The organism is Streptomyces sp. WAC04114 (genome assembly GCF_019733245.1).
Taxonomy (GTDB): domain Bacteria; phylum Actinomycetota; class Actinomycetes; order Streptomycetales; family Streptomycetaceae; genus Streptomyces; species Streptomyces massasporeus_A.
This window is the reverse complement of sequence record NZ_JAIGQA010000135.1, coordinates 1-23,938: the sequence shown is the minus strand read 5'-3', so window position 1 is coordinate 23,938 and position 23,938 is coordinate 1. Positions and strand designations below refer to the sequence as shown.

Genomic DNA, 23,938 nt, shown 5'->3' with positions numbered 1-23,938 from the left:
CGCCCCTCCCCCGGTCCTGCCCGTCACCCGGCCTTGGCCTCGCCACCGCTGCCGTACAGCACCCGCACCAGGGACTCGTACGTCACCCCGTGGTCGGCGAGGACCTCGGCCGGCACACCGGGACGCAGCGTCAGGGCGAGCAGGAGGTGCTCGTCCCCGATATGCCGGTCCCGCTGGGCGAGAGCGACCCGCAAGGATCGCTCCAGCACCTCCTTGGCACCCCGGCCGAAGGAGACCCGCCCCGACCACCGCCCCTTGCCCTTCCGTTCACCCGCCAGGGCACCGACCCCGTGCGCCTCCTCCACCCGGGCGACGATCTCCTCCACGTCGATCCCCAGCCCGGCCAGCGCGTCGGTCTCGGCCTGTGTCAGCCCGGCCCGCCGCCGCGCCTCACGCAGCGCCTCCCGCACGGACGGCTCCCGCCGCTCGTCGAGCCCGAGAGCGACGAGCGCGAAGGACCCGCGGCTGCCCTCCCGGTCGAGCAGCGCCAGCAGCAGGTGCTCCGGCTCCACACACCGCCCGCCCCCACCGCTCCCCTCCACATACGCATAAGCGCCCTTGACCACGTCCCTGGCGTCTTTCGTGAACCGCTCGAACATCAATGCCTCCCGTACTTCTTGTGCACGGCCTGCCTGCTCACACCGAGTTCGGTGGCGATCTCCTGCCACGACCAGCCCTGATTGCGCGCATTGCGCACCTGTACGGCTTCCAACTGCTCCAGCAGCCGACGCAGCGCGGCGACGGCCCGTAGGCCGACCCGTGGATCACGGTCACCCGCACGCTCGGCCAGATCGGTCGCTTCAGTCATGCCGTCAACCTACATTGACAACCCGCTACCGTCAACCACAGTTGACAAACGAAAACGGCCGGCCCACCCCGGACCGACCGTCAACGCATCTCGAGCAAGCTCAGGGACTCGTCAGCACGACCTTCCCGAACTGCTCACCCGAAGCCAGCCGTTCGAAGCCCTCTCGTGCCCGGTCCATCGGCATGACCTCGTCGATGACGGGCCGCACCCCGGTGGTGGCGCAGAACGCGAGCAGGTCCTCCAGCTCGTCCTTGGTGCCCATGGTGGACCCGACGACCTTGAGCTCCAGGAAGAAGATCCGGGTCAGCTCTGCGTGGGAGGGCCGGTCGCCACTGGTGGCACCGGAGATGACCAGCGTGCCGCCGGGCTTCAGCGACTTCACGGAGTGGGACCACGTCGCAGCCCCGACGGTCTCGATCACGGCGTCGACCCGCTGCGGCAGCCGCGCCCCGGACTCCACGGCCTCCACAGCCCCCAGCTCCAGGGCCCGCTTCCGCTTGGCCTCGTCCCGGCTGGTGGCGAAGACCCGGAGCCCCGCGGCCTTCCCCAGCACGATCGCCGCCGTGGCGACACCGCCACCGGCACCCTGCACCAGCACGGAGTCCCCGGGGCGTACGCCCGCGTTGGTGAACAGCATCCGATACGCGGTCAGCCACGCCGTCGGCAGGCAGGCCGCTTCCGCGAAGGAGAGCTCCTTGGGCTTGGGCAGGATGTTCCAGGTCGGCACGGCAACGCGCTCGGCGAAGGTGCCCTGGTAGCGCTCGGTGAGGATCGACCGGGGTTCCTTCGGTCCGACCCCGTGCCCGCTCTGTCCGATCACGGAGTGCAGGACGACTTCGTTGCCGTCCTCGTCGACGCCGGCGGCGTCACAGCCGAGGATCATCGGCAGCTTGTCCTCTGCGAGGCCCACGCCACGCAGGGACCAGAGGTCATGGTGGTTGAGGGAGGCGGCCTTGACCGTGACGGTACTCCAGCCGGGACGGGCCTCGGGAGCGGGACGCTCTCCCAACTCCAGGCCGGACAGCGGCTGGTCGCGGTCGATTCGGGCGGCGTAGACAGCGAACATGACCTTGACGATAGGTTCCCCGAGGAACCGAAGGAACCATCCACCCCTGTGAGACATGCCCTCTTGCCAGGTGGGCAGCAGTGTTGTGCGCATGCGAGGCGGGACCCGCCCGCACCCGCCGTCGTACGCAAGGGGCCGGACGGGCACCCCCGGCGCGGCCCCGATCCACACCCATGCCCGGCGACCGCGGCGCGAAGGCGAAGGCGACCGCGACGCGAAGGCGAAGGGGAAGGCGAAGCAAACGGGCGCCCCCCACCCGCACGCCACCCGAACAGCCCAACGCCAACGCAAAGAAGTGGCCCCGCCCGATCCCGGGCGGGGCCGCATCACACCAACGTCAGGGTCGGCCTCAGCGCCGCGCCACACCCTCGGCCCGAGCAGCCGCCGCCACCGCGGCCGTGACCGCCGGGGCGACCCGCTCGTCGAACGGCGACGGGATGACGTAGTCGGCGGCGAGATCGTCCCCGACCACGGCGGCCAGCGCCTCCGCGGCGGCCAGCTTCATCCCCTCGGTGATCCGGGAGGCCCGCACCTGCAGCGCCCCCGCGAAGATCCCGGGGAACGCGAGCACGTTGTTGATCTGGTTCGGGAAGTCCGACCGCCCGGTCGCGACGACCGCCGCGTACTTGTGCGCGACCTCGGGATGCACCTCGGGGTTCGGGTTCGCCATGGCGAAGACGAACGCGCCCTTGGCCATCGTCGCCACCGCGGACTCCGCGACCGTGCCACCGGAGACGCCGATGAACACATCGGCCCCCTCCAGCGCCGCTTCCAGCGACCCGGTGATCCCGGCCTTGTTCGTGTACCCGGCCAGCTCCTGCTTCACCGGCGTGAGGTCGTCCCGGTCCGCCGACACGACACCCTTGCGGTCGGCCACCGCGACATCCCCGATCCCGGCCTCGACCAGCATCTTCGCGATGGCGACACCCGCCGCGCCCGCGCCGGAGATGACGGCCCGCAGCTCCCCTATGGCCCGCCCGCTGAGCCGCGCGGCGTTCCGCAGGGCGGCCAGCGTCACCACGGCCGTTCCGTGCTGGTCGTCGTGGAAGACCGGGATGTCCAGCCGCTCCTGGAGCTTGCGCTCGACCTCGAAGCACCGAGGTGCCGAGATGTCCTCCAGGTTGACGCCGCCGAACGACGGCGCGAGCCGCACCACGGTCTCGACGATCTCGTCGACGTCCGTGCAGGCCAGGGCGATCGGAACCGCGTCCACGCCGCCGAACTGCTTGAAAAGAATCGCCTTGCCCTCCATCACCGGGAGGGAGGCCTCGGGCCCGATGTCACCGAGGCCCAGCACGGCCGTACCGTCCGTCACGACGGCCACGACCGACGACTTCCACGTGTAGTCGTGCACGAGCTCCGGCTGCTCCGCGATCGCGCTGCACACCTTCGCGACGCCGGGCGTGTACGCCAGGGACAGGTCGTCCTTGTCACGGACCGGCACGGTGGCCTGCACAGCCATCTTGCCGCCGCGGTGCAACGCGAAAGCCGGGTCGAAGGAGTCGAGGGGCTCCGCACTGCCCTCGTGCTCCGTATCGCCGGTCTTGCTCTCGCTGCGAGGATTGACGATCTCCGCTGCCACTTCGTTTTACCCCTTAAATCTTCATTGTTTGAGGGTGGCCACTCCTGGTGAGGGGTGGGCGGGCACCGCGCAGGCCCATGTCGTGCTTGTACGTGTATACGTACGGGCGCGTACGCGACGGGCGCGCCGCACACGCGCCCTGAGCCCCGGATGAGGGGTGTAAGGACCCTTCTTACCGGACGGACGGCATCGGGGACGAGTCCATAACGCGAAGGTCACATGACGCCGCCCTGACGCTTCGTCCAAAACCGGGACAAGGCCTGGACAAACCAGCCACAACCACTCAAGCATCTGCGAAGCCCGCGGCCCCCGTATGGAAATCCCGGGATTTACCGAAGATCTTCCGGCCGGAAGGGGCGATTCCTATACAAGGTCCGGCCGTGATGTACCGGAGTGGTGCGGTTCGGGGGTCGCCCGTTATCCGATTTTGACATGGCTGGCCCCCAGAATCGCGCAGTCCGAATGGCAAGATGCCGTAATCACACGAGGTCGCGACACTCGAAGAGGTGTGCTCTCGTCGACCCACGGCACTGCCGAACCCTTCGGCGTGCCACGGCCGTGCCGAACCCATCGGCGACGGCCCGCCCCATCGGCAACTCCACCCATCCGCCGGAGGAACCCACCATGACCGCAAGCTCCACCCGTCGTACGACCGCCGCGCACTCCCGGCTAGCAGCGGTCGGTGCGATCGCGGTCGCAGGCGCGCTGATGCTCACCGGATGCGGTGACCAGACCAAGGACACCGGCTCCAGCGACACCTCGGCCTCGGCCCCGCTCGCCGACAAGCTGCCGCAGGCCATCCGCGACAAGGGTGTCATCAAGGTCGGCTCCGACATCGCTTACGCCCCGGTCGAGTTCAAGGACAGCTCCGGCAAGGTCGTCGGCATCGACCCGGACCTCGCCGCCGCCATGGGCAAGCAGCTCGGGGTCGACTTCCAGTTCGAGAACGGCACCTTCGACACGCTGATCACGGGTCTGCGCTCCAAGCGGTACGACATCGCCATGTCCGCGATGACCGACACCAAGGACCGCCAGGAGGGCATCGACTCCGACACCGGCAAGAAGGTCGGTGAGGGCGTCGACTTCGTCGACTACTTCACCGCCGGCGTGTCGATCTACACCAAGAAGGGCGACGACCAGGGCATCAAGACCTGGTCCGACCTGTGCGGCAAGAAGATCGTGCTGCAGCGCGGCACCGTCTCCGAGGACCTCGCCAAGGCCGAGTCGAAGAAGTGCCCGAAGGGCAAGAAGATCGCCATCGAGGCCTTCGACAACGACCAGCAGGCCCAGACCCGTCTGCGCGCGGGCGGCGCCGACGCCGGCTCGTCCGACTTCCCGGTCGCCGCGTACGCGGTGAAGACCTCCGGCGGCGGCAAGGACTTCCAGCTGGTCGGCGAGCAGGTCGAGGCCGCCCCGTACGGCATCGCGGTCGCCAAGAACCAGACGGAGCTGCGGGACGCCCTCAAGGACGCGCTCAACGCCGTCATCGAGAGCGGCGAGTACGAGAAGATCATGAAGAAGTGGGGCGTCACCGACGGCTCCATCGACGAAGCCACGATCAACGGCGGCAAGTGACCGCAGCGCAGCGGCACTGAAAGGCAACACCCGTGACTGTTGACATCGACAAGACGCCGGCTGACACGCCCCCGGCCGGACCGGAGGCCATCAAGGCCATCCCGGTCCGGCACTACGGGCGGTACGTCTCCGCCGTCGTCGCCATCGCCCTGCTGGTCGGGGTCGTCTACGCGTTCTCCCAAGGCAAGATCAACTGGGGTGCGATCCCGGACTACTTCTTCGACGACCGCATCCTGGACGGCGTCGGCAAAACGCTCCTGCTGACCGTGCTGTCCATGGTGATCGGCATCGTCGGCGGCGTCCTGCTCGCCGTGATGCGCCTGTCGAAGAACCCGGTGACCTCGTCGATCGCGTGGTTCTACATCTGGTTCTTCCGCGGCACCCCGGTCCTGGTGCAGCTGATCGTCTGGTTCAACCTGGGCCTGGTCTTCGAGTACATCAACCTCGGGCCGTTCTACAAGGACGAGTGGTCGGACTTCATGACCCCGTTCCTGACGGCGCTGCTGGGCCTCGGCCTCAACGAGGCCGCGTACATGGCGGAGATCTGCCGGGCCGGTCTGCTCTCGGTCGACGAGGGCCAGACCGAGGCGTCGCACGCGCTGGGCATGAGCCACTCCAAGACGCTGCGCCGGATCGTCATCCCGCAGGCGATGCGCGTGATCGTGCCGCCGACGGGCAACGAGGTCATCAACATGCTGAAGACGACCTCGCTGGTCTCGGTCGTCCAGTATCCCGAGCTGCTGCGCGCGGCCCAGGACATCGGCCAGACCTCCGGCGCCCCGGCCGAGATGCTGTTCCTTGCGGCGGCCTGGTATCTGCTGATGACGTCGATCTTCAGCGTGGGCCAGTACTACCTGGAGCGGTACTACGCGCGTGGTTCGAGCCGGTCCCTGCCGGCCACCCCGTTCCAGAAGATCAGGGCGAACGTGCTCTCCCTGTCCAGCCGCTCCAAGCCGACGGGAGGCAAGGCATGACCGCCATGGTCAAGGCCGAGGGCGTTCACAAGTCCTTCGGTCCTGTACAGGTCCTCAAGGGCATCGACCTGGAGGTGAAGTCCGGCGAGGTCTTCTGCCTCATCGGCCCCTCCGGCTCCGGCAAGTCGACCTTCCTGAGGTGCATCAACCACCTGGAGAAGATCAACGCCGGCCGTCTGTACGTCGACGGCGAGCTGGTCGGCTACCGGCAGAAGGGCGACAAGCTCTACGAGCTGAAGGACAGCGAGGTCTCGGTCAAGCGCCGGGACATCGGCATGGTCTTCCAGCGCTTCAACCTGTTCCCGCACATGACGTCCGTGGAGAACGTCATGGAGGCGCCGGTCCAGGTCAAGGGCGCGGGCAAGAGCAAGGCGCGGGAGCGCGCGCTGGAGTTGCTGGACCGGGTGGGCCTGGCCGACAAGGCGGGCAACTACCCCTCGCAGCTCTCCGGCGGTCAGCAGCAGCGCGTCGCCATCGCCCGGGCCCTGGCCATGGACCCGAAGCTGATGCTGTTCGACGAGCCGACCTCGGCGCTGGACCCGGAGCTGGTGGGTGACGTCCTGGACGTCATGCGCGACCTGGCCGAGTCCGGCATGACGATGATCGTCGTCACCCACGAGATGGGCTTCGCCCGCGAGGTGGGCGACAGCCTGGTCTTCATGGACGACGGTGTGGTGGTCGAATCCGGTCACCCCCGCGATGTGCTGACGAACCCGCAGCACGAGCGGACGAAGTCGTTCCTGTCCAAGGTGCTCTGACGGTACGCACGGCGAGGGGGCGGTACGGGATCTCCGTACCGCCCCCTTCGCGCGCGCTGCTTCACGGCCGGCAGCAGGGTGTCCGAGGGTGAGCACCACACGGGCCTGGCCTCGCCGAACCCCTTCTCGCGCAGCACGCGCGCGTGCCGGCCGGCCGAGGGCGCGTCGCCGTCCGCGTGCTCGGCGTAGATCTCGTAGCGCCGTGCGTGGGTCCGGCGAGAACGGGGTCCTTCGCCGCGAGCTGCCACCACCGGGCCCGGTCGAGGAGGCCGTCCCGCTTGGCCTGATCCGTGCGGGTGTGCCGCTGTGCCCGCTCCGCCGCGTTGATCCGGGGCGTCGTCTCGTCGATCATGTGGTCCGCGTTCAAGAAGACACCGCCGGCGCGACCTCCTCATAGCCCGAAAGGCACGGGGCCCCACCGAGCATGACCCGGAACCGCTCCTCGCGGTCGGGCAGGTACCACTCCTGCTGCCGGTCCCAGCTCTCCTGCCGAGCGTGCCGGTCGGCGGTGACCTCGGGAGGTCGGCATCCGTCATCGAGCCCCTCCACCTCTCCCTCGTAATACCCTGGAAGCACCATCATCTGTTACAAGTGCCACGCCCCGGACGACAAAGCCCTCCGTAAGGACTACAAGTGGAACTGGCCTATTACTCGGACTATGCCGTGCGCCTCGTCAACACCGAGGAACCGGCCCGGGGCAAGGACGCCCTGACGTCGGTCGAGGCCGTCCGCGATCTGTTCGGGCCCAGCCAGTCGGCGGCCCGCCGCGCCACCGACGCGGACGTGACCCGCTTCCGCTCGGTACGGGCCCGGCTGCGCGCGGTCTTCGAGGCGGCCGACTCGGGCGACGAGAGGCTCGCCGTCGACCTGCTGAACTCGCTGCTGCTGGAGTTCCCGGTGAGCCCACAGATCTCGGGACACGACTTCCGTGACGACGACGGCCGGCCCCTGTGGCACATGCACCTTGCGGACCACCCGTCGAACGCCACCGCGGGCTACGCGGCGATCGCGGCGATGGGCCTGGCGTTCCACCTGACCGAGCACGGCGCCGACCGCCTCGGCCTGTGCGAGGCCGCGCCCTGCCGCAACGCCTACCTCGACACCTCCACCAACCGCTCCCGGCGCTACTGCTCCGACCGCTGCGCGACCCGCGCCAACGTGGCGGCCTACCGCGCCCGCAAACGCCTGGAGGCCGCCCGGCTCGACCTGCCCGAGAAGACGGGCCTGGCCGCCGACAGCGCCCAGCCGAGCAGCGCCCAGGGCGACCGCCGGTCCGGCCTGCGCGGCCGGTAGCGGAACCGGACCCGCCCGAGCACCAGGTCGTCGGGCACGACGCCGTAGTCGGTGCTGTCGCCGCCGGCGTACGCGTTGTCCCCGAGCACCCACCAGCCGCTCTCGCGCCGCTCGGCGACGCGCTTGACGACCAGCAGGTCCTGCTGGAAGGGGTGCCGCAGCACGACGACGTCCCCGGGCCTGACCCGGGCCCCGTAGTGCACCAGGAGCCGGTCCCCGTGGTACAGCGTGGGCACCATGGACGGCCCGGTCACCTCGGCCACCCCGAAGGGCGGGGCCGGCCTCCCCCGCTCGGACTCCTGCGACAGCTCCGGCATCACCCGGCACCTCCCCGGTTCTTCCTCCACCAGTCTCAGTCTCACCCCGGACTTTTGTCCTAAGCCCATGGGGGCACCCGCGAAAAGCCGTCCCTCACGGAGTAAGGTCCCCTGTGAGAAGACGATCACGAGGAAGGAATGCTCCATGCTTTCCCGCCTGTTTGCCCCCAAGGTCAAGGTCAGTGCCCACTGCGACCTTCCCTGCGGTGTGTACGACCCCGCCCAGGCCCGCATCGAGGCGGAGTCGGTGAAGGCCGTGCAGGAGAAGATGGCCGCCAACGACGACCCGCACTTCCAGGCGCGCGCCACCGTCATCAAGGAGCAGCGCGCCGAGCTCGCGAAGCACCACGTCTCGGTGCTCTGGAGCGACTACTTCAAGCCCCCGCACTTCGAGAAGTACCCGGAGCTGCACCAGCTGGTCAACGACACCCTGAAGGCCCTCTCGGCCGCCAAGGGCTCGACCGACCCGGCCACCGGCCAGAAGGCGCTGGACTACATCGCCCAGATCGACAAGATCTTCTGGGAGACCAAGAAGGCCTGACCGCCTTCGTACGGCGAAGGGGCCCGGCCGAGAACCGGTCGGGCCCCTTCGTCGTGCGCGCCGTCAGTGGAACTGAGGGACGATCAGGCAGATCCCGTACGCCACCACGGCCGAGCAGGCCAGGAAACGCAGGGTGGCCTGGCCGAGTGCGGTCCAGTCCGGACGCATGTCCTGCTCCCCTCGTTCAGGCGGCCGTGCCGACCTTGGCCGGCGGCTCGGTGCTGATGCCGACCTCGTGCGCGTCGTTGACGTTGCGCGCGTGCACCGGGTTGCGGAGCGAGATGAGCACGATGCCCGCCGCGAGGGCCGCACCGACCAGCGCGACGACGGCCGTGCCGAGGTCCCCGCCGTTCTGCACGACGGCGGCGGCCAGACCGCCGACCAGCGCGGCGGCGGGCAGGGTGACCATCCAGGCGACCGCCATCCGGCCCGCGACGCCCCAGCGGACCTCCGCGAGCCGGCGGCCGAGCCCCGCGCCGAGGATGCTGCCCGAGGCCACCTGGGTGGTGGACAGGGCGAATCCGAGGTGGGCGGAGGTCAGGATGACGGTCGTGGAGGCGGTCTCGGCGGCGAAGCCCTGCGGCGACTGGATCTCGGTGAGGCCCTGGCCCATGGTGCGGATGATCCGCCAGCCGCCCAGGTAGGTGCCCAGGCCGATGGCGAGACCCGCGGACGCGATGACCCACAGCGGCGGGTCGGCGTGGCGGCCGAGCGCGCCGGCCGAGATCAGGGTGAGGGTGATGACGCCCATGGTCTTCTGCGCGTCGTTCGTGCCGTGGGCGAGGGAGACCAACGAGGCGGAGGCGATCTGGCCGACGCGGAACCCCTTGGTGACGGAGTCCCCCCGGGCCCGGTCGGTGAGCCGGTAGGCGAGGCAGGTGGCGAGCAGTGCGGCGACACCGGCCACGACCGGCGAGGCCACCGCGGGCACCAGCACCTTCTCCACGACCTTCTCGAAGTTGACGCCCTGGCTGCCCGCCCCGACCCACACGGCCCCGATCAGACCGCCGAACAGGGCGTGCGAGGAGCTCGAGGGCAGGCCGACCAGCCAGGTCAGCAGATTCCACAGGATCGCGCCGACCAGACCCGCGAAGATCATGCCCGGGGAGACGAGGGTGTCGTCCACGATGCCGCCCGAGATGGTCCTGGCGACCTCCGTGGACAGGAAGGCACCGACGACGTTGAGAACACCGCTGATCAGGACCGCAGTACGGGGTGCGAGCGCGCCGGTGGCGATGGATGTGGCCATCGCGTTCGCCGTGTCGTGGAATCCGTTGGTGAAGTCGAAGGCGAGCGCCGTGACGATGACAACCGCCACGAGGAACGTGATGTGGTCCATTCCTGAATGCAAACAAGCGCAGTCCAATGGACGGGGAACGGAGCGGCAAGGGCAGTCGAGGTTCACGCGGGTGGCGGTGGCGCGGTCCCTCTACGATCGCGCCCATGAGGATCAGCTGGACGTACGCCTTCATCGACCGCCCGCGTGAGGCCTTCGGCGCCGCCTGCGACTTCTGGACCGCCGTCACGGACACCCGCCTGTCCGAACTGCGCGGAGAGCACGACGAGTTCGTCACCCTGCTGCCCGACGGCGCCGACGCGTGCGTGAAGGCGCAGGCGGTCGGTCCGGGTTCCGGGGGTGCGCACATCGACTTCTGTGTGGACGACGTACCGGAATTCGCCGCCACGGCGGTGCGGCTCGGTGCGGGCGTGACGGCCGACCTGGGGTCGCTCGTCGTGCTGCGCTCGCCGGGCGGGCAGTTGTTCTGCGCGGACCCGTGGCGTGGGCAGGCGTCGCGGCCTGGTGTGGTGCGGGACAGCAGGCTCGACCAGGTGTGCCTGGATGTCCCGGCTTCGGCCTTCGACGGGGAAGTCGCCTTCTGGAGCGCGCTGCTCGACGGCTGGGAGTCGCGGCCGGGCTCCCGTGCGGAGTTCCACGTGGTCGAGCCGCCGCCCGGCCTGCCGGTCCGTCTGCTCCTGCAACGACTCGACGAGGAACGCCCGGCCTCCGCCCACCTCGACCTCGCCTGCGCGGACGTCCCGGCGACCCGGGCCCGGCACGAGGAACTCGGGGCCGCCTTCGTGGCCGCCTTCTCCGGCTGGACGGTCATGCGCGACCCGGCGGGCGGCACGTACTGCCTGACGACCCGCGACCCGGCGACGGGCGGGCGGCGGCGCGGCTAGGGGCTGGTGACGTACGCGCAGGCCCGGGGCGTCGGGCACGGCGGCAGATGCTGGGCATCGCCGGGATCCGTCCGCTCCCAGCCGTAGGGTCCTGGCGGCTCCGTCGAGTCCTGCATCCACAGCGTCAGCCCGCCCGCTACGGCCACGGCCAGCACCCACACGATCGCCGCCAGCCGCCACACGGTGCGGCGCCGCTCCCCCGGTATGCCCATGCCGTACACGCTAGTCCCCCAACCGCGCCGCCCGGGACCGGAGATAGCGCTGCTCGGGCAGGCTGAGGGTCTGCGCGGCCGCCGACTCGTAGGCGGCCCGGGCGGCTTCGGGCTCGCCCGCGCGTTCCAGGAGATGACCCCGTACGGCGTCCAGGCGGTGGCCCTTCAACTCGTCTGCCAGGCAGTCCACTTCGGTCAGCCCCGCGCGCGGGCCGTGGACCATGGCGACGGCGACCGCGCGGTTGAGTCGCTCGACCGGGCCGGGGACCAGGCCGACGAGGACGTCGTACAGGCCGAGGATCTCGGCCCAGTCGGTCGCCTCGGGCGAGGATGCCTCGTCGTGCACGGCGGCGATCGCGGCCCGGAGTTGGAAGGGCCCCGGGCGGCCCTGGGACAGGGCCCGGGTGATGAGCGCGACGCCCTCCTCGATCGCGGCCCGGTCCCAACGGTCGCGATCCTGCTCGTCGAGGGGGATCAGCTCGCCGTGCGGGCCGCTGCGCGCCTCGCGCCGGGCGTCGGTGAGCAGCATCAGCGCAAGCAGGCCGGTCACCTCGCAGTCGCCGGGCAGCAGCCGGTGGACCGTGCGGGTGAGCCGCACGGCCTCGCCCGCGAGGTCACGGCGTTGCAGGGCGGCGCCGGAGGTGGCCGTGTAGCCCTCGTTGAAGATCAGGTAGAGGGTCTGCAGGACGGACGGCAGCCGTTGTTCCCAGCGGTCCGGGCGGCCGAAGCGCACGCGTCGCACCTTCTGCTTGGCGCGGCTGACGCGCTGCGCCATGGTCGCCTCCGGGACGAGGTACGCCCGGGCGATCTCCGCCGTGGTCAGCCCGCCCACGGCGCGCAGCGTGAGCGCGATCTGCGCGGGCGGCGACAGGTCCGGGTGGCAGCACAGGAACAGCAGCGAGAGCGTGTCGTCCTCGCGGGGTGCCCGCTCCCCTGGCGGCGGCGCCGTGAAGGCGTCGCGGGGCGTGAGCGCGGCCGCCCGCTCCTCGCGCTGCCGCCGGGCCTGATCACTGCGCAGGGCGTCGGTGAGCCGCCGCGAGGCGACCTTGATCAGCCAGCCGCGCGGATTGCCGGGCACGCCCTCGTCGGGCCACTGCCCGGCGGCCGCGAGCAGCGCCTCCTGTACGGCGTCCTCGGCGGCGTCGAAGTGTCCGTACCGTCTGATCAGCGCACCGAGGACCTGCGGCGCGTTGGCGCGCAGCAGGTCCTCGATCTCGGGTGTGCTTCTCACCAGCGTGTCCGTCGGCGCCCGGCGGTTGGTCAGATGTCCCCGGAACCGTCCATGATCGGGCGGATCACGACCGGGTAGTCGGGCGCGCCGGCCGGCTGGGGGCAGCGGGCGACGCGTTCGGCGATCTCCGTGACCCGCTCCAGGCTCTCGCACTCCAGGACCCAGTAGCCGGCCAGCAGTTCCTTGGTCTCGCTGTACGGCCCGTCGGTGATCACGGCCTTGCCGTCGTCACCGACGGTGACGTGCCGGGTCTGTGCCGGCTCGGCCAGGCCCTGCCCGTCGACGAGCTCACCGCTCTCGGCCAGGTCGTCGTTGATGGCGCCCATGTAGGCGAACATGGTCTGCAGCTCCTCCTCGCTCCAGGCCGGGGAGTCCGCGGACGCCTTGCCGCGCATGGCGTCGTAGTCCGCCTGTGTGCCCTGCACCATGACCAGGTACTTCATCAGTCCGCTCCTTCGGCTCTCACCGCCCCGGTGGGCGGTTCTTCACAAGGGACGTCGGAGCCGGGCCGTGCATCTCGACACGGGCTCAGGAATCTTTCGCGGCGGTTTCTCCCGGGGCCGGTTCGGGCGGGCTCGTGGCAGGCGGGGCGGTGGCCCCGGCGGGCCGGTCGCCTTCCTGGGGCCGGGTGTCCTGGCCTCCGTCGCCGCTGTCGCCGTGGCCGGTGTCGCGGTTGGCGGTGCCTTCCGCGTCGTAGGCCCCGCACTCGGGGTTGTGGCACGGGCCCGCCACCCAGAGCGGGACCCATGTGCCCAGCGTCTTGTGGCGCCGGACGACTGTTTCCACTGGCTGTCCGCAGGTCGGACAGACGTGTTGGTCGCTGCCCATGACCTCAGAGTAGGCCGGTCGGAGGCTCAGCGCTTCCTGCTGTACGTGCGCACCAGCGCGCCGTTGCCGAACGTGCGCACCGATTCCAAGGTGAAGTCCACGATCGTGACGCCGGAGCCGAACATCGGCATGCCCGCGCCGTACACCAACGGGTAGGTCTTGATGACGAGCTCGTCGACCTCGTCGAGCAGTTCACCGGCGACCGTGGATCCGCCGCACAGGTAGATGCCGAACTCGCCGTCCTCCGCCTTCAGTTCGCGGACCTTGCCGACCAGGTCGCCCGAGATGATCTCGACGTTCGGGTCGGGCGACTCCGTCAGGCTGCTGGAGGCGACGTATTCGCGCAGGTGGGCGTAGGGGCTGGTGATGCCTTCCTTCAGGGCGAGGTCGTAGCTGGCCCGCCCCTGGACGATCGTGTCGAACCGCCTGTTCGGCAGGTCGTCCATGCCGAGGGCCCGGCGGCCACGGGTGGGCACCGCCTCGGGGTACTCCTGCCGGAAGAACTGGATGAACTCCTCGTCGAGAAGGCGCATCATCGCCGTCGCGTCGCCGCTCGGGTCGCCGATGAAGCCGTCGATGGAGCAGGCGATGTAGTACGTGAGCTTTCGCAAGCCGGGCTCTTTTCGTAGGGTGTCGGGGCAACGACTTCATTTGTAGTACTCCTGCTGTAGTGGTTACAAGGGCTTATGGCGGACCGTCGAAAAGTGGGAGAAGGGATTCCGAATGGTCAGCAACCCCGGGCGCCGGGCCGCGCTCGTCGACGCCGGTGTCGAGGTGCTCGCGCGCGAGGGGGCGCGCGGGCTGACGTTCCGCGCGGTGGACGCGGAGGCCGGCGTGCCCGTCGGCACCGCCTCCAACTACTTCACCGGACGCGCCGACCTGCTCCGGCAGATCGACACCCGGCTGCACGTACGGCTCGCGCCCGACCCCGACGTGGTCGCCGGCCTGATGACCCGGCCGAAGGACCGCTCGCTGGTCACGGCCTTCATGCACGACCTCATGGCCCGCGCCACCCGCGACCGCACGGGCTATCTGGCCCTCATGGAGCTGCGCCTGGAGGCCACCCGGCGCCCCGAACTGCTCGCCTCGTACACCAAGTCGGTGCGCGGGGACCTGGACGAGGCCATGGAGTTCCACCGCACGGCCGGGCTGCCCGGCGGGGACGAGTCCGTCGCCGTGCTGTACCTGGCCATGCTCGGGCTGCTCCTTGAGCACCTGACGCTGCCGGGCGTGCTGGACGGAGCCCTCCCCGGAGTGAGTATGCCGGACGGGCTGGTGGAGCGGATCGTCGCGACGGTACTGCCGGAGGAGGGCCGGGCCGGCGAGCCGGGCGGGGGCTAGAACCGGTTACGAGGGGTGCCGCCCGGGGCTGCCGTTGCGGCGCGGGACCGGGGGCTCGAGGGCAGGACCCGGGGGTTGGATCGGGGGCAGAGCGGGATGTGGCGGGTCAGGACCGGGGGCTTGCCGGCACACCCTGGGCGGGCAGGTGCGGCCTGGGTTCGCGCCACATGGGCCACATCGCCGGGCCGTCCGGCAGGTCGAGGACCGGTCCCGCGAGCTCGAAGCCGAGACGCTCGTACAGCGCGCGGCTGCGGGCGCTGCTGGCTTCCAGGTAGGCGGGCAGTCCCTCGCGGTCGCAGCGATCGAGGACGGCCTCGATGAGCGCGGTACCCAGCCCCTCTCCCTGGCGGCCGGGTGCCACACCGATCATCCAGAGGTACTCGTGGGCCCGCCCGGCGGGGTGGACGGCGGCCGTCAGCCGGCCGATCGCCTCGATGCGCTCGTTGTCCGGGTCGACGGCCTCGCGTACCTGGGCCGGACCTTCGTCCTCCCCGGCGTCGCCATCGCCATGACCCTCGTGGCCATGGCCCTCGTCGGCGGGCACGGGAAGCCACAGCGCGCAGGCCGAGCCGTCCTCCGTGACATCGATGCGGCCGGCCGCGAGCACGATGCCGGTGAAGGCGGCCATGAGCGCGGGGTGCTTGGCACGGCGCTCCGCCACGCCCGGGAAGACCCAGCCGCTCACGGGGTCGTCCTGGAACGCGTCGTCCAGAAGCCGGACGATCAGCTCCCTGTCCGCCTCGCCCGCCGTCCGGATGGCCACACCCATGCCCCGCCCCTTCGCTCGACCCGACGGGCGTTGAGCGTAGGGGCGTCGGCCGCCGCGGAGGGGTGCGAGCAGCATCTTGGCGGGAATCAGTCGAACGTTTGCCCAAACTCGATCGATACGAGGAGCCGTACGGAATCTCCATGGGGATCCGTGCGGGAGCCGGTGGGGGAAAGGGGCGGGCCCCGCACACCGTGGGGCAGTGCGGGACCCGCCGACCGGAGGCCGGTGGCCGTGCGGGGTCAGGAGCCGCACGGCCCCGGCGCTCCGGGGTTCAAGCCCTTCGGTCACCCGAAGGTCGTCACAGAAGCAGTCGATCAGGAGCCTGCCGCAGCCGGTCGTCGACTGTCGCAGGCCGACCCGCGCCAACGGCCGTCAACTGGACCCCCGTGTCACGAACTCGGCGAGCGCCAGCAGACCGCCCGCCGCCTCCGGGTCCGGCACCGCTCGGGCCAGCTGCTCCATCGCCCGGGCCATCCGGTCGGCCGCCTGGCCCTGCGCCCAGTCGCGGCCGCCCGCACGCTCCACGGTGAGGGCGATGTGGTCCAGGTCCCCCTTCTCACCGGGTCGTGCGTACAGCCCGGCGAGTTCGGCCGCCGCCGGTGTGCCGGAGGCGAAAGCCGCCACCACCGGCAGCGACTTCTTCCGGGCGGCCAGGTCGGCACCGACGGGCTTGCCGGTGCGGCCCGGGTCACCCCATATGCCGATGACGTCGTCGATGAGCTGGAAGGCGAGCCCGGCTTCCCGGCCGAACGCGTCCAACGCCGCCACTTCCTCTTCCGAGGCACCCGCGTACAGCCCGCCGATCGCGCAGGCACACCCGAGCAGGGCGCCCCTCTTGGCCTCCGCCATGACCAGCACCCCGTCGAGCGTGACCTCCGCGGGGGCGCACCGCTCCAGGGCCGTGTCCGCGTACTGCCCCGCGCACAGTTCGATGACGCAGTCCGCGAGCCGGGCTGCGGCGGCCGGGGACGCCGGGTGCGGGTCCTGGGCGAGCAGGCGCAGGGCCAGCGCCTGGAGGGTATCCCCGGCGAGGATGGCGTCGGCGGCGCCGAACACGGTCCACGCGGTGGGGCGATGGCGGCGAGTGGTGCCCCGGTCCATCACGTCGTCGTGCAGCAGTGTGAAGTTGTGGACCAGTTCCACCGCGGCGGCGGCCCGGGCCGCCCCTGCCCGCGCCTCGGGTCCGCCGAGGGCGGCCGCCGCGGTCAGGACCAGCGCGGGCCGGATCGCCTTGCCGGAGCCGTCCTCCGCCGGACCGCCGTCGGACTGCTCCCAGCCGAAGTGGTGGAGCGCGATCCGGCGCATCGGGCCGGGCAGCGAGCCGAGCGCGGCACGCAGCACCGGATCGACCTCCGCCCGGGCCCGCTCCAGCAGCATGACAGCCTCGTGCCCCTCGGCCGGTGCGGCCCCGCCGTCCCGCTGCGTCCCGATGGGTCCCCGCCCTTCCGGTGCTCCGGGCGCCGGCCCGGGCTCGGTGCCGCGCTCCCCGTAGGGTGCGGGCAGCGTCGTCTCCGTCCTGGACTCCGTGAGGGACTCACCCATGGGACCGCCTCGGAGAATGAGCGGACGGTGGCGCTTCCGCTGCCGCTGGGCGCGTACCCCGAGGATGTACCCGCCCTGACGGGCGGGGACACGGCCGGCGTACCGGGAGTATCACCGCCAGCGGCCGATCTCGACGTTCTCGAGGACACCGAGCGCGTCCGGTACCAGCACCGCGGCGGAGTAGTAGGCCGTGACCAGGTATTTGATGATGGCCTGTTCGTTGATGCCCATGAAGCGCACCGACAGGCTCGGCTCGATCTCGTCCGGGATGCCCGAGGCGCGCAGACCGATGACGCCCTGGTCGGCCTCGCCGGTACGCAAGGCGATGATCGACGTCGTCCGGGCGTCCGAGACCGGGATCTTGTTGCACGGGAAGATCGGCACACCGCGCCAGGTCGGGATGCGGTTGCCGGCCATGTCGATGGTCTCGGGGACCAGTCCGCGCTTGTTGAGTTCGCGGCCGAACGCGGCGATGGCGCGCGGGTGGGCGAGGAGCATCTTGGTGCCGCGGCGCCTGCTGAGCAGCTCGTCCAGGTCGTCCGGGCCGGGCACGCCGTCGTGCGGCTGGATCCGCTGGTCGTACTCGCAGTTGTGCAGGAGCCCGAAGTCACGGTTGTTGACGAGCTCGTGCTCCTGGCGCTCCTTCAGCGCCTCGACCGTCAGCCGGATCTGCTGCTCGGTCTGGTTCATGGGCTGGTTGTACAGGTCGGCCACGCGCGAGTGGATGCGCAGCACGGTCTGGGCGACGCTCAGTTCGTACTCACGGGGCCGGGCCTCGTAGTCGACGAAGGTGTGCGGGATGTCCGGCTCGCCGGAGTGGCCGGCGGAGAGGTCGATCTCCTTCTCGCCGTACTTGTTGGAGCGCTGCGAGGGGATCGAGCGGCGCTGCTGGAGGTGTTCGCGCAGGGTGTCCGAGCGCTCCGCGATCTGCGCGAACTCCTGGCGGGGCAGCACCAGCACGGTGCACGCGGTGAGGGCGCGGGCCGTGTACTCCCAGATCGCGTCCTCGTTGAGCAGGGCGTCCTCGCCGAAGTAGGCGCCGTCGGCGAGCACACCGAGGGACTCGTCCTCCCCGTACGGACCCGTGCCGACCTTCTCCACCCTGCCGTGCGCGAGGAGGTACACCTCGTCGGACGGGCTGCCGAACGAGGCGATCACATCGCCCGCCGCGATCTCCCGCTGCTCGCAGCGGCGGGCGATCTCGAAGAGGACCTCCTCGTCCTCGTAGGACCGCAACGCCGGCAGCTCGCCGAGCTCCGCGGGGATGATCTCGACACGGTCGCCGGTCTTCACGAACGTCAGACGGCCGTCGCCGACGGCGAACGTCAGCCGCCGGTTCACCCGGTACGTACCACCCTGGATGTCGACCCACGGCAGCATCCGCAGCAGCCAGCGGGAGCTGATCTCCTGCATCTGTGGCACGGACTTGGTCGTGGTGGCCAGGTTCCGCGCGGCCGCCGTGCCGAGACTCTGCTGCGGCTTGGTCTGCTCCGTGCGGACCTCTTCGCCTACCGACATAGAGAACTGCCCTCCCGGTTGTGACCGACGCCCATATGCCTCGGGCATCGATGTGCACGGGCAAGCCTTCCTCACTCAGCGTGGTGGTGCTATTACCCGAAAGAGCGGGAATGGATCTTTGCGCTGCTGGGCAGGGGGCCCGTCACGGCATTCGAAAGTGCCGGTGTCCGGCCCTCGGACCGGGGGCTCGGGCGTGGAGCACGACGTCAGCCTCGAGCCCCGCACTTCCCCACTCCCGGGTGACAATGGGCCGGTGACCAGCCCCGACAGTCCCGGAATCGCCGCGCTGCGCCCCCGGCTGCCGTCGCCGGTACAGGAGGTCGTGGACAGCCGGTTCGAGCGCCGGGGTGTGCGGCTGCTGCTGAAGCGGGACGATCTCATCCACCCGGAGCTGATCGGCAACAAGTGGCGCAAGCTGGCTCCGAATCTGACCGCGGCGGCCGGCCGTACCGTCCTCACCTTCGGCGGCGCCTGGTCCAACCACCTGCGCGCCACGGCCGCGGCCGGCCGGCTGCTCGGCATCCCCACCGTCGGTGTCGTCCGCGGCGACGAGCTGGCCGGCCGGCCCCTCAACCCCTCGCTGGCCCGCTGCACGGCCGACGGCATGCGGCTGCACTTCGTCGACCGGGCGACGTACCGGGGCAAGTCGGAGCCGCGGACCCTGGCCGGCATTCTGCGCGCGGCGGACGCGGAGGAGGCGCATGTCGTCCCCGAAGGCGGCAGCAACGCCGAGGCGGTACGCGGCTGCCGGGCGCTCGGCGCTGAACTGCGCGGCCGGGCCGAGGCCGTCGCCGTGGCCTGCGGCACCGGTGGCACCCTCGCGGGGCTGGCGGCCGGTCTCGCTCCCGGCGAGCGGGCCCTGGGCGTACCGGTGCTCAAGGGCGGCTTCCTGGCCGCCGAGACGGAAGCCCTGCAGCATGACGCCTTCGGAGGCAGGCGCGGCACCTGGAGCCTGGACGAGCGCTTCCACTGCGGCGGCTACGCGCGCGTGCCCGCCGAGCTCGAGGCCTTCGCGGCTGACTTCGAGCACCGGCACGGCCTGCCCGTCGAACGCCTGTACGTCGCCAAGCTGCTGTACGGACTCGTCACCCTGGCCGGAGAAGGCGCCTTCCCGCGCGGGACGGCCGTGGCGGCGGTGATCACCGGGCGCCCCTTCCCCTGAGACGTCGCAAGCCGCAGGCCGCGCCCCTCGTCACGCGGCCTCCCTGAAGGCCGCCGCCTCCTCCAGGTCCAGCCTGCGCAGCAGGGTCCGCAACATCTCGTCGTCGATGTGGCGGCTGTCCCGGAGCTTGACCAACACCTCGCGCTCGGCGCTGATGACCTCCCGTGACAGCCGCCTGTAGGTGTCGTCGACGGACTCCCCGGTGATCGGATTGGCCTGCCCGAGCCGCTCCCAGGGGGCGTTGCGGCGGCGCTCCAGGACGGTGCGCAGCCGGTCGGCGAGCGGAGCGGGCAGGGCGTTGCGTTCGTCGGCCAGGAGCTCCTCCAGGCGCCGTTCTGCGGCTCTGGAGGCCTGTGCCTGGGCGTTGGCCTCGATGAGCGTCTCGGTCTGGGCGTCCCGTCCGGGGAACTTCAGCAGCCGGATGAGCGGGGGCAGGGTCAGGCCCTGCAAGACGAGGGTCCCGATGACGGTCGTGAAGGTCAGGAAGAGGATGAGGTTGCGTTGCGGGAAGGGCTCCTCGCCGTCGTGCATGGTGAGCGGGATCGAGAAGGCGATGGCCAGCGAGACCACGCCCCGCATCCCCGCCCACGCGATGACGAACGGTCCCTTCCAGGTCGGGTCCTCCTCCCGTTCCCGCACCCGGGCCGACAGCAGCCGCGGCAGGAACGTGGCGGGGTACACCCAGACGAAACGGCTCACGACGACGACCAGGAAGACCGCGACCGCGTACCAGGCGGCGTCGACACCCTCGTATTCCCCGAGGCCCCTGAGGACCACCGGCAGCTGGAGTCCGATCAGCGCGAACACCACCGACTCCAGGATGAAGGCGACCATCTTCCAGACCGCCTCCTCCTGCAGGCGCGTCGCGAAGTCGACCTCCCACGCGCGGTGTCCCAGGAAGAGCGCGACGACCACGACCGCGAGGACGCCTGAGGCGTGCACCTGCTCGGCGACGGCGTACGCGAAGAACGGGATCAGCAGGGAGAGCGTGTTCTGCAGCAGCGGCTCCTTCAGGTGCGTGCGCAGCCAGTGGATCGGCGCCATCAGCAGCAGGCCCACCACGACGCCGCCGATCGCGGCGAGCAGGAATTCGCCGATGCCCCCGACCCAGGTCGCGCCCTCGCCGACAGCGGCGGCCAGGGCCACCCGGTAGGCAGTGATCGCGGTCGCGTCGTTCAGCAGGGATTCGCCCTGAAGGATCGTGGTGATCCGCGAAGGCAGTCCGACCCGGCGGGCCACCGCCGTCGCCGCGACCGCGTCAGGGGGCGCCACCACCGCCCCGAAGACCAGCGCCGCGGTCAGCGGCATGCCCGGCACGATCATGTACAGGGCCCAGCCGACGACGAAGGTCGCGAACAGCACGTACCCGACCGACAGCATCGCGATCGGCCGCAGCTGCGCCCGCAGGTCGAGGTAGGAGCTGTCGGTGGCCGCCGTGTGCAGCAGCGGGGGCAGGATGAGCGGCAGGACGACGTGCGGGTCGAGCGTGTAATCGGGCACCCCCGGGACGTAGCTGACCGCCAGTGCCACGGCCACCAGCAGCAGCGGCGCCGGCACCGGGGTACGCCGCGCGGCCGCGGCGACTGCGGCGCTGCCCGCCACGAGCAGCAGCAGTGGCATCACGTCCATCGTTCTCGCCCGCCCTCATTTTTCGACGCGGTCTTCGGCTCGACCGTCGTAACCTGGCAATCATGAAACAGTGCACGCACGCCGACGCGCTGCCGCACCCCGAACCCGGCCCGCTCAGCGAGACGTGTCCGGAGTGCCTGGCGGAGGGCATGGATCCGGTGCAACTACGGCTGTGTCTGAGCTGCGGTCACGTCGGCTGCTGCGACTCCTCGCCGGGACGGCACGCGGCGGAGCATCATAAGGAGTCCGGCCATCCCGTGATGCGGACCCACGAGCCCGGGGAGGCCTGGCGTTGGTGCTTCGTCGACCATGTCCTGGTGTGACGCGACAGGACCCCGGCGGCGGACGGTTCGACCGTCTGGCGCCTGGGTACGTCAACCCGGCGCACGCTCTTCCCATTTGGGCCCGCCCAACCCCTAGACACGGAGCGTATCCACAGGTTTACTGTGAGTGACGACAGGGGTTGGGGTCCCGGGGACAGGACCGTCGAGAGCGCGATAGCGTCACCGCTGAACCACGTATCGCGTTATCCCGGGGGTCGACCCTCGGCCCTGAAACGCTTGTACCACCATGGAGGTGAGGGTGTCCCAGATCGCAGGCGAGCCCGCGACCCAGGACTTCGTGGAAGTCCGGCTGCCGGCCGCGGGTGCCTACCTGTCGGTGCTGCGTACGGCCACGGCCGGTCTCGCGGCCCGTTTGGACTTCACCCTCGACGAGATCGAGGACCTGCGCATCGCGGTGGACGAGGCCTGCGCGATCCTGCTTCAGCAGGCCGTGCCCGGCTCGGTGCTCAGCTGTGTCTTCCGCCTCGTCGACGACTCACTCGAGGTCACCGTCTCGGCGCCGACCACGGATGGCCATGCCCCTTCACGGGACACCTTCGCCTGGACGGTCCTGTCCGCCCTCGCGGGCAAGGTCTCCTCTGCCGTGGACAAGGACAAAACCGTTTCGATCAGCCTCTACAAACAGCGCGGCGCGGGACCCGGGCCGGCGTGAGGAGCGAGGACGGGCCGGTGCGGGACGAAGAGCGCGGCACACGAGAGCTGCCGGCCGAGGGCACGGGCACTAGCGGCCCGAGTGGTGCCCGGCGCATGGCGGACGGCATCGACGGCATCCCCGAGCAGGCCCGACCGCATCCCGAGGACGACTCCGTGGAGGCCGTCCTCCCGGGCGGCGGGCGGCCGGACCGGGACGGTGTCGTGCGGAGCGCGCCTCCGGGCGGGGGGATCGCCGCATCCCCGGTCCAGGGGGGTCCTCCCACCCGAGCGAAGTCGAGGGTCGCGGAGGAGGCGAGCGCTCGGGGAAGGGCGACGGGCGGGACGATGAGCGAGCACGAGCGGAACTCCGAGGATCAGGCCCCGCGCGCGCACCACGCGCAAGGTGGGCATCACGGCTCTCCGGACCGCAGCGGTGCGCGCGAGATGTTCCTCAAACTGCGCACGCTGGAGAGCACCAGCCCCGAGTACGCGGAACTGCGCAACCAGCTGGTCCGGATGCATCTGCCACTCGTGGAGCATCTCGCGCGCCGCTTCCGCAACCGCGGCGAGCCGCTGGACGATCTCACCCAGGTCGCCACGATCGGCCTGATCAAGTCGGTCGACCGATTCGACCCGGACCGCGGCGTGGAGTTCTCCACGTACGCGACCCCCACGGTCGTGGGCGAGATCAAGCGGCACTTCCGCGACAAGGGCTGGGCGGTGCGCGTCCCGCGCCGGCTGCAGGAGCTGCGCCTGGCGCTGACCACGGCCACGGCCGAGCTCTCGCAGCTGCACGGCCGCTCCCCCACGGTTCACGAGCTCGCCGAGAAGCTGGCGATCTCGGAGGAGGAGGTCCTGGAGGGCCTGGAGTCGGCCAACGCGTACTCCACGCTGTCCCTGGACGTCCCCGACACCGACGACGAGTCCCCGGCGGTCGCCGACACTCTCGGCGCGGAGGACGAGGCGCTGGAGGGCGTGGAGTACCGGGAGTCGCTCAAGCCGCTGCTGGAGGATCTCCCGCCGCGCGAGAAGCGGATCCTGCTGCTGCGGTTCTTCGGCAACATGACCCAGTCGCAGATCGCGCAGGAGGTCGGCATCTCCCAGATGCACGTCTCCAGGCTCCTGGCGCGCACGCTCGCGCAGCTGCGGGAGAAGCTCCTCGTCGAGGAATGACGGCTACTTCTCCGGGTTGCCGGGGTTGCCGGGCCCGCGGATTCCGAGGGCCCGGGTCGTCTCGGGGTTCACCAGCAGCACGAGCGACGCGACGGCCACCACCGCGAGGGCGATCCCGGCCGGAATGGCCATGCTGTCGGCCTGCAGCAGGTTGTAGGCCACCGGCAGCGCCATGAGCTGAGTGATGACGGCCGGGCCGCGGCTCCAGCTGCGGCACCCGAGCAGCCCGCGGGCGGCGAGCAGCGGAAGCAGCGCGAGCACGACCAGCGTGATGCCTCCGGTCACGGCCTGCTGCCGGTCGTCCGGATGCCCGGTGAGGCCGAGGACGAGGATCCAGACGCCGCCGACGACCAGCGCGAGCCCTTCCAGCGCGGCCAGCAGCGCCGCGTACGTCAGACGCCGGGGGCGGGGGCCGGTGGTTTCCTCGGTGGTGGGGGTCTGCTCGCTGCTCACACCTGAAG

At 70.8% G+C, this 23,938-nt stretch carries 26 protein-coding genes and 2 pseudogenes; 11 read left to right on the top strand and 17 right to left on the bottom strand.

Going from position 1 to position 23,938, the window contains the following annotated elements; all coding sequences use genetic code 11:
- Positions 1-23 precede the first annotated feature (23 nt).
- From K4G64_RS28225 to K4G64_RS41135, 4 genes are all read right to left on the bottom strand, one after another.
- On the bottom strand, positions 24-599 hold the full coding sequence (locus K4G64_RS28225) for a Clp protease N-terminal domain-containing protein (protein ID WP_221758797.1): 576 nt from the start codon (positions 597-599) through the stop codon (positions 24-26).
- On the bottom strand, positions 599-808 hold the full coding sequence (locus tag K4G64_RS28220; RefSeq protein WP_003992902.1) for an HTH domain-containing protein: 210 nt from the start codon (positions 806-808) through the stop codon (positions 599-601). The genes K4G64_RS28225 and K4G64_RS28220 overlap by 1 nt, the downstream gene beginning before the upstream one ends.
- Positions 809-908: 100 nt before the next feature.
- A complete protein-coding gene (locus tag K4G64_RS28215) occupies positions 909-1,874 on the bottom strand; it encodes a zinc-binding dehydrogenase (RefSeq protein WP_221758796.1) in 966 nt (321 codons plus the stop codon).
- Positions 1,875-2,223: 349 nt separating this feature from the next.
- Positions 2,224-3,456 (bottom strand): NADP-dependent malic enzyme, encoded by a 1,233-nt coding sequence (locus tag K4G64_RS41135; protein WP_221758795.1) that lies wholly within the window; start codon positions 3,454-3,456, stop codon positions 2,224-2,226.
- A gap of 624 nt (positions 3,457-4,080) precedes the next feature.
- Here K4G64_RS41135 and K4G64_RS28205 point away from each other — a divergent pair.
- Genes K4G64_RS28205 through K4G64_RS28195 form a run of 3 tightly spaced genes read left to right on the top strand, consistent with a single transcriptional unit; the run spans position 4,081 to position 6,763 of the window.
- Entirely contained in the window at positions 4,081-5,031 is a 951-nt protein-coding gene (locus K4G64_RS28205) for an ABC transporter substrate-binding protein (protein WP_221758794.1), read from the top strand.
- 32 nt (positions 5,032-5,063) lie between these two features.
- On the top strand, positions 5,064-6,005 hold the full coding sequence (locus tag K4G64_RS28200) for an amino acid ABC transporter permease (protein ID WP_221758793.1): 942 nt from the start codon (positions 5,064-5,066) through the stop codon (positions 6,003-6,005).
- On the top strand, positions 6,002-6,763 hold the full coding sequence (locus K4G64_RS28195; RefSeq protein WP_308122515.1) for an amino acid ABC transporter ATP-binding protein: 762 nt from the start codon (positions 6,002-6,004) through the stop codon (positions 6,761-6,763). Before K4G64_RS28200 ends, K4G64_RS28195 begins: the two co-directional genes overlap by 4 nt.
- A 59-nt stretch (positions 6,764-6,822) precedes the next feature.
- On the opposite strand, the pseudogene K4G64_RS40545 reads toward K4G64_RS28195, so the two are convergent.
- Positions 6,823-7,299: pseudogene (locus K4G64_RS40545) on the bottom strand (hypothetical protein); the annotation flags it as partial.
- Between the two features lie 97 nt (positions 7,300-7,396).
- On the opposite strand from K4G64_RS40545, the gene K4G64_RS28190 reads away from it, so the two are divergent.
- Positions 7,397-8,056, top strand: a complete 660-nt coding sequence (locus tag K4G64_RS28190) for a CGNR zinc finger domain-containing protein (RefSeq protein ID WP_308122514.1) — start codon at positions 7,397-7,399, stop codon at positions 8,054-8,056.
- Between the two features lie 65 nt (positions 8,057-8,121).
- Here K4G64_RS28190 and K4G64_RS41545 read toward each other — a convergent pair.
- Positions 8,122-8,295, bottom strand: a pseudogene (locus K4G64_RS41545) (S24 family peptidase); the annotation flags it as partial.
- Positions 8,296-8,518: 223 nt separating this feature from the next.
- Between K4G64_RS41545 and sodN the strand changes: the two are divergent.
- The gene (gene sodN / locus K4G64_RS28180; RefSeq protein WP_031140564.1) at positions 8,519-8,914 is read left to right on the top strand and encodes a superoxide dismutase, Ni; all 396 of its coding nucleotides are present in this window, start codon (positions 8,519-8,521) and stop codon (positions 8,912-8,914) included.
- Positions 8,915-9,098: 184 nt separating this feature from the next.
- Here sodN and K4G64_RS28175 read toward each other — a convergent pair whose 3' ends face one another.
- Positions 9,099-10,253 (bottom strand): inorganic phosphate transporter, encoded by a 1,155-nt coding sequence (locus tag K4G64_RS28175; RefSeq protein ID WP_221758791.1) that lies wholly within the window; start codon positions 10,251-10,253, stop codon positions 9,099-9,101.
- A gap of 104 nt (positions 10,254-10,357) precedes the next feature.
- On the opposite strand from K4G64_RS28175, the gene K4G64_RS28170 reads away from it, so the two are divergent.
- On the top strand, positions 10,358-11,095 hold the full coding sequence (locus K4G64_RS28170; protein WP_221758790.1) for a VOC family protein: 738 nt from the start codon (positions 10,358-10,360) through the stop codon (positions 11,093-11,095).
- Here the strand turns inward: K4G64_RS28170 and K4G64_RS28165 are convergent.
- The 5 genes from K4G64_RS28165 to K4G64_RS28145 all read right to left on the bottom strand — a co-directional run bounded on the left by K4G64_RS28165 (position 11,092) and on the right by K4G64_RS28145 (position 13,977).
- Entirely contained in the window at positions 11,092-11,307 is a 216-nt protein-coding gene (locus K4G64_RS28165; RefSeq protein WP_221758801.1) for a hypothetical protein, read from the bottom strand. The two genes, K4G64_RS28170 and K4G64_RS28165, sit on opposite strands and share 4 nt — an antisense overlap.
- 10 nt (positions 11,308-11,317) lie before the next feature.
- A complete protein-coding gene (locus K4G64_RS28160; protein WP_221758789.1) occupies positions 11,318-12,538 on the bottom strand; it encodes an RNA polymerase sigma factor in 1,221 nt (406 codons plus the stop codon).
- Positions 12,539-12,567: 29 nt separating this feature from the next.
- Positions 12,568-12,981, bottom strand: coding sequence for a YciI family protein (locus K4G64_RS28155; protein ID WP_221758788.1), 414 nt, complete (start codon positions 12,979-12,981; stop codon positions 12,568-12,570).
- Between the two features lie 85 nt (positions 12,982-13,066).
- Positions 13,067-13,366, bottom strand: coding sequence for an LITAF-like zinc ribbon domain-containing protein (locus tag K4G64_RS28150; protein WP_221758800.1), 300 nt, complete (start codon positions 13,364-13,366; stop codon positions 13,067-13,069).
- 26 nt (positions 13,367-13,392) lie between these two features.
- A complete protein-coding gene (locus K4G64_RS28145; RefSeq protein WP_221758787.1) occupies positions 13,393-13,977 on the bottom strand; it encodes a dihydrofolate reductase family protein in 585 nt (194 codons plus the stop codon).
- A 112-nt stretch (positions 13,978-14,089) separates the two neighbouring features.
- Here K4G64_RS28145 and K4G64_RS28140 point away from each other — a divergent pair, with 112 nt between their 5' ends.
- Positions 14,090-14,707, top strand: a complete 618-nt coding sequence (locus K4G64_RS28140) for a TetR/AcrR family transcriptional regulator (RefSeq protein WP_221758786.1) — start codon at positions 14,090-14,092, stop codon at positions 14,705-14,707.
- A gap of 106 nt (positions 14,708-14,813) precedes the next feature.
- Here the strand turns inward: K4G64_RS28140 and K4G64_RS28135 are convergent, their stop codons facing one another.
- The 3 genes from K4G64_RS28135 to K4G64_RS28125 all read right to left on the bottom strand — a co-directional run bounded on the left by K4G64_RS28135 (position 14,814) and on the right by K4G64_RS28125 (position 18,536).
- Entirely contained in the window at positions 14,814-15,476 is a 663-nt protein-coding gene (locus tag K4G64_RS28135) for an N-acetyltransferase (protein ID WP_221758785.1), read from the bottom strand.
- Positions 15,477-15,848: 372 nt separating this feature from the next.
- Complete coding sequence (locus K4G64_RS28130) at positions 15,849-17,018, bottom strand: family 2 encapsulin nanocompartment cargo protein polyprenyl transferase (RefSeq protein WP_221758784.1); 1,170 nt, start codon at positions 17,016-17,018, stop codon at positions 15,849-15,851.
- 111 nt (positions 17,019-17,129) lie between these two features.
- Positions 17,130-18,536, bottom strand: coding sequence for a family 2B encapsulin nanocompartment shell protein (locus tag K4G64_RS28125; RefSeq protein WP_221758783.1), 1,407 nt, complete (start codon positions 18,534-18,536; stop codon positions 17,130-17,132).
- Between the two features lie 253 nt (positions 18,537-18,789).
- Here K4G64_RS28125 and K4G64_RS28120 point away from each other — a divergent pair, with 253 nt between their 5' ends.
- Positions 18,790-19,698 (top strand): 1-aminocyclopropane-1-carboxylate deaminase/D-cysteine desulfhydrase, encoded by a 909-nt coding sequence (locus K4G64_RS28120; RefSeq protein WP_221758782.1) that lies wholly within the window; start codon positions 18,790-18,792, stop codon positions 19,696-19,698.
- A 30-nt stretch (positions 19,699-19,728) separates the two neighbouring features.
- On the opposite strand, the gene K4G64_RS28115 is transcribed toward K4G64_RS28120, so the two are convergent.
- Positions 19,729-21,327, bottom strand: coding sequence for a Na+/H+ antiporter (locus K4G64_RS28115; protein WP_221758781.1), 1,599 nt, complete (start codon positions 21,325-21,327; stop codon positions 19,729-19,731).
- Between the two features lie 62 nt (positions 21,328-21,389).
- Here K4G64_RS28115 and K4G64_RS28110 point away from each other — a divergent pair, with 62 nt between their 5' ends.
- The 3 genes from K4G64_RS28110 (at position 21,390) to K4G64_RS28100 (ending at position 23,477) form a co-directional block, all read left to right on the top strand.
- Positions 21,390-21,650 (top strand): UBP-type zinc finger domain-containing protein, encoded by a 261-nt coding sequence (locus K4G64_RS28110; RefSeq protein WP_221758780.1) that lies wholly within the window; start codon positions 21,390-21,392, stop codon positions 21,648-21,650.
- A gap of 259 nt (positions 21,651-21,909) precedes the next feature.
- Positions 21,910-22,323: a hypothetical protein gene (locus K4G64_RS28105; protein WP_003992877.1), complete on the top strand. Its 414-nt coding sequence runs from the start codon at positions 21,910-21,912 to the stop codon at positions 22,321-22,323.
- Positions 22,324-22,340: 17 nt separating this feature from the next.
- Positions 22,341-23,477, top strand: coding sequence for an RNA polymerase sigma factor SigF (locus tag K4G64_RS28100; protein ID WP_221758779.1), 1,137 nt, complete (start codon positions 22,341-22,343; stop codon positions 23,475-23,477).
- A 3-nt stretch (positions 23,478-23,480) separates the two neighbouring features.
- Here K4G64_RS28100 and K4G64_RS28095 read toward each other — a convergent pair whose 3' ends face one another.
- Positions 23,481-23,930 (bottom strand): hypothetical protein, encoded by a 450-nt coding sequence (locus K4G64_RS28095; protein ID WP_221758798.1) that lies wholly within the window; start codon positions 23,928-23,930, stop codon positions 23,481-23,483.
- Positions 23,931-23,938: the final 8 nt, after the last annotated feature.

Excerpts from the sequence above, each read along its gene's own strand:
- K4G64_RS28165 (WP_221758801.1), bottom strand. The coding sequence starts at position 11,307 with ATGGGCATACCGGGGGAGCGGCGCCGCACCGTGTGGCGGCTGGCGGCG.
- K4G64_RS28215 (WP_221758796.1), bottom strand. The coding sequence starts at position 1,874 with ATGTTCGCTGTCTACGCCGCCCGAATCGACCGCGACCAGCCGCTGTCC.
- K4G64_RS28130 (WP_221758784.1), bottom strand. The coding sequence starts at position 17,018 with ATGGGTGAGTCCCTCACGGAGTCCAGGACGGAGACGACGCTGCCCGCA.
- K4G64_RS28155 (WP_221758788.1), bottom strand. The coding sequence starts at position 12,981 with ATGAAGTACCTGGTCATGGTGCAGGGCACACAGGCGGACTACGACGCC.
- K4G64_RS28170 (WP_221758790.1), top strand. The coding sequence starts at position 10,358 with ATGAGGATCAGCTGGACGTACGCCTTCATCGACCGCCCGCGTGAGGCC.
- K4G64_RS28195 (WP_308122515.1), top strand. The coding sequence starts at position 6,002 with ATGACCGCCATGGTCAAGGCCGAGGGCGTTCACAAGTCCTTCGGTCCT.
- K4G64_RS28125 (WP_221758783.1), bottom strand. The coding sequence starts at position 18,536 with ATGTCGGTAGGCGAAGAGGTCCGCACGGAGCAGACCAAGCCGCAGCAG.
- K4G64_RS28140 (WP_221758786.1), top strand. The coding sequence starts at position 14,090 with ATGGTCAGCAACCCCGGGCGCCGGGCCGCGCTCGTCGACGCCGGTGTC.
- K4G64_RS28205 (WP_221758794.1), top strand. The coding sequence starts at position 4,081 with ATGACCGCAAGCTCCACCCGTCGTACGACCGCCGCGCACTCCCGGCTA.
- K4G64_RS28220 (WP_003992902.1), bottom strand. The coding sequence starts at position 808 with ATGACTGAAGCGACCGATCTGGCCGAGCGTGCGGGTGACCGTGATCCA.
- K4G64_RS28110 (WP_221758780.1), top strand. The coding sequence starts at position 21,390 with ATGAAACAGTGCACGCACGCCGACGCGCTGCCGCACCCCGAACCCGGC.
- sodN (WP_031140564.1), top strand. The coding sequence starts at position 8,519 with ATGCTTTCCCGCCTGTTTGCCCCCAAGGTCAAGGTCAGTGCCCACTGC.
- K4G64_RS28175 (WP_221758791.1), bottom strand. The coding sequence starts at position 10,253 with ATGGACCACATCACGTTCCTCGTGGCGGTTGTCATCGTCACGGCGCTC.
- K4G64_RS28150 (WP_221758800.1), bottom strand. The coding sequence starts at position 13,366 with ATGGGCAGCGACCAACACGTCTGTCCGACCTGCGGACAGCCAGTGGAA.
- K4G64_RS28225 (WP_221758797.1), bottom strand. The coding sequence starts at position 599 with ATGTTCGAGCGGTTCACGAAAGACGCCAGGGACGTGGTCAAGGGCGCT.
- K4G64_RS28115 (WP_221758781.1), bottom strand. The coding sequence starts at position 21,327 with ATGGACGTGATGCCACTGCTGCTGCTCGTGGCGGGCAGCGCCGCAGTC.
- K4G64_RS28135 (WP_221758785.1), bottom strand. The coding sequence starts at position 15,476 with ATGGGTGTGGCCATCCGGACGGCGGGCGAGGCGGACAGGGAGCTGATC.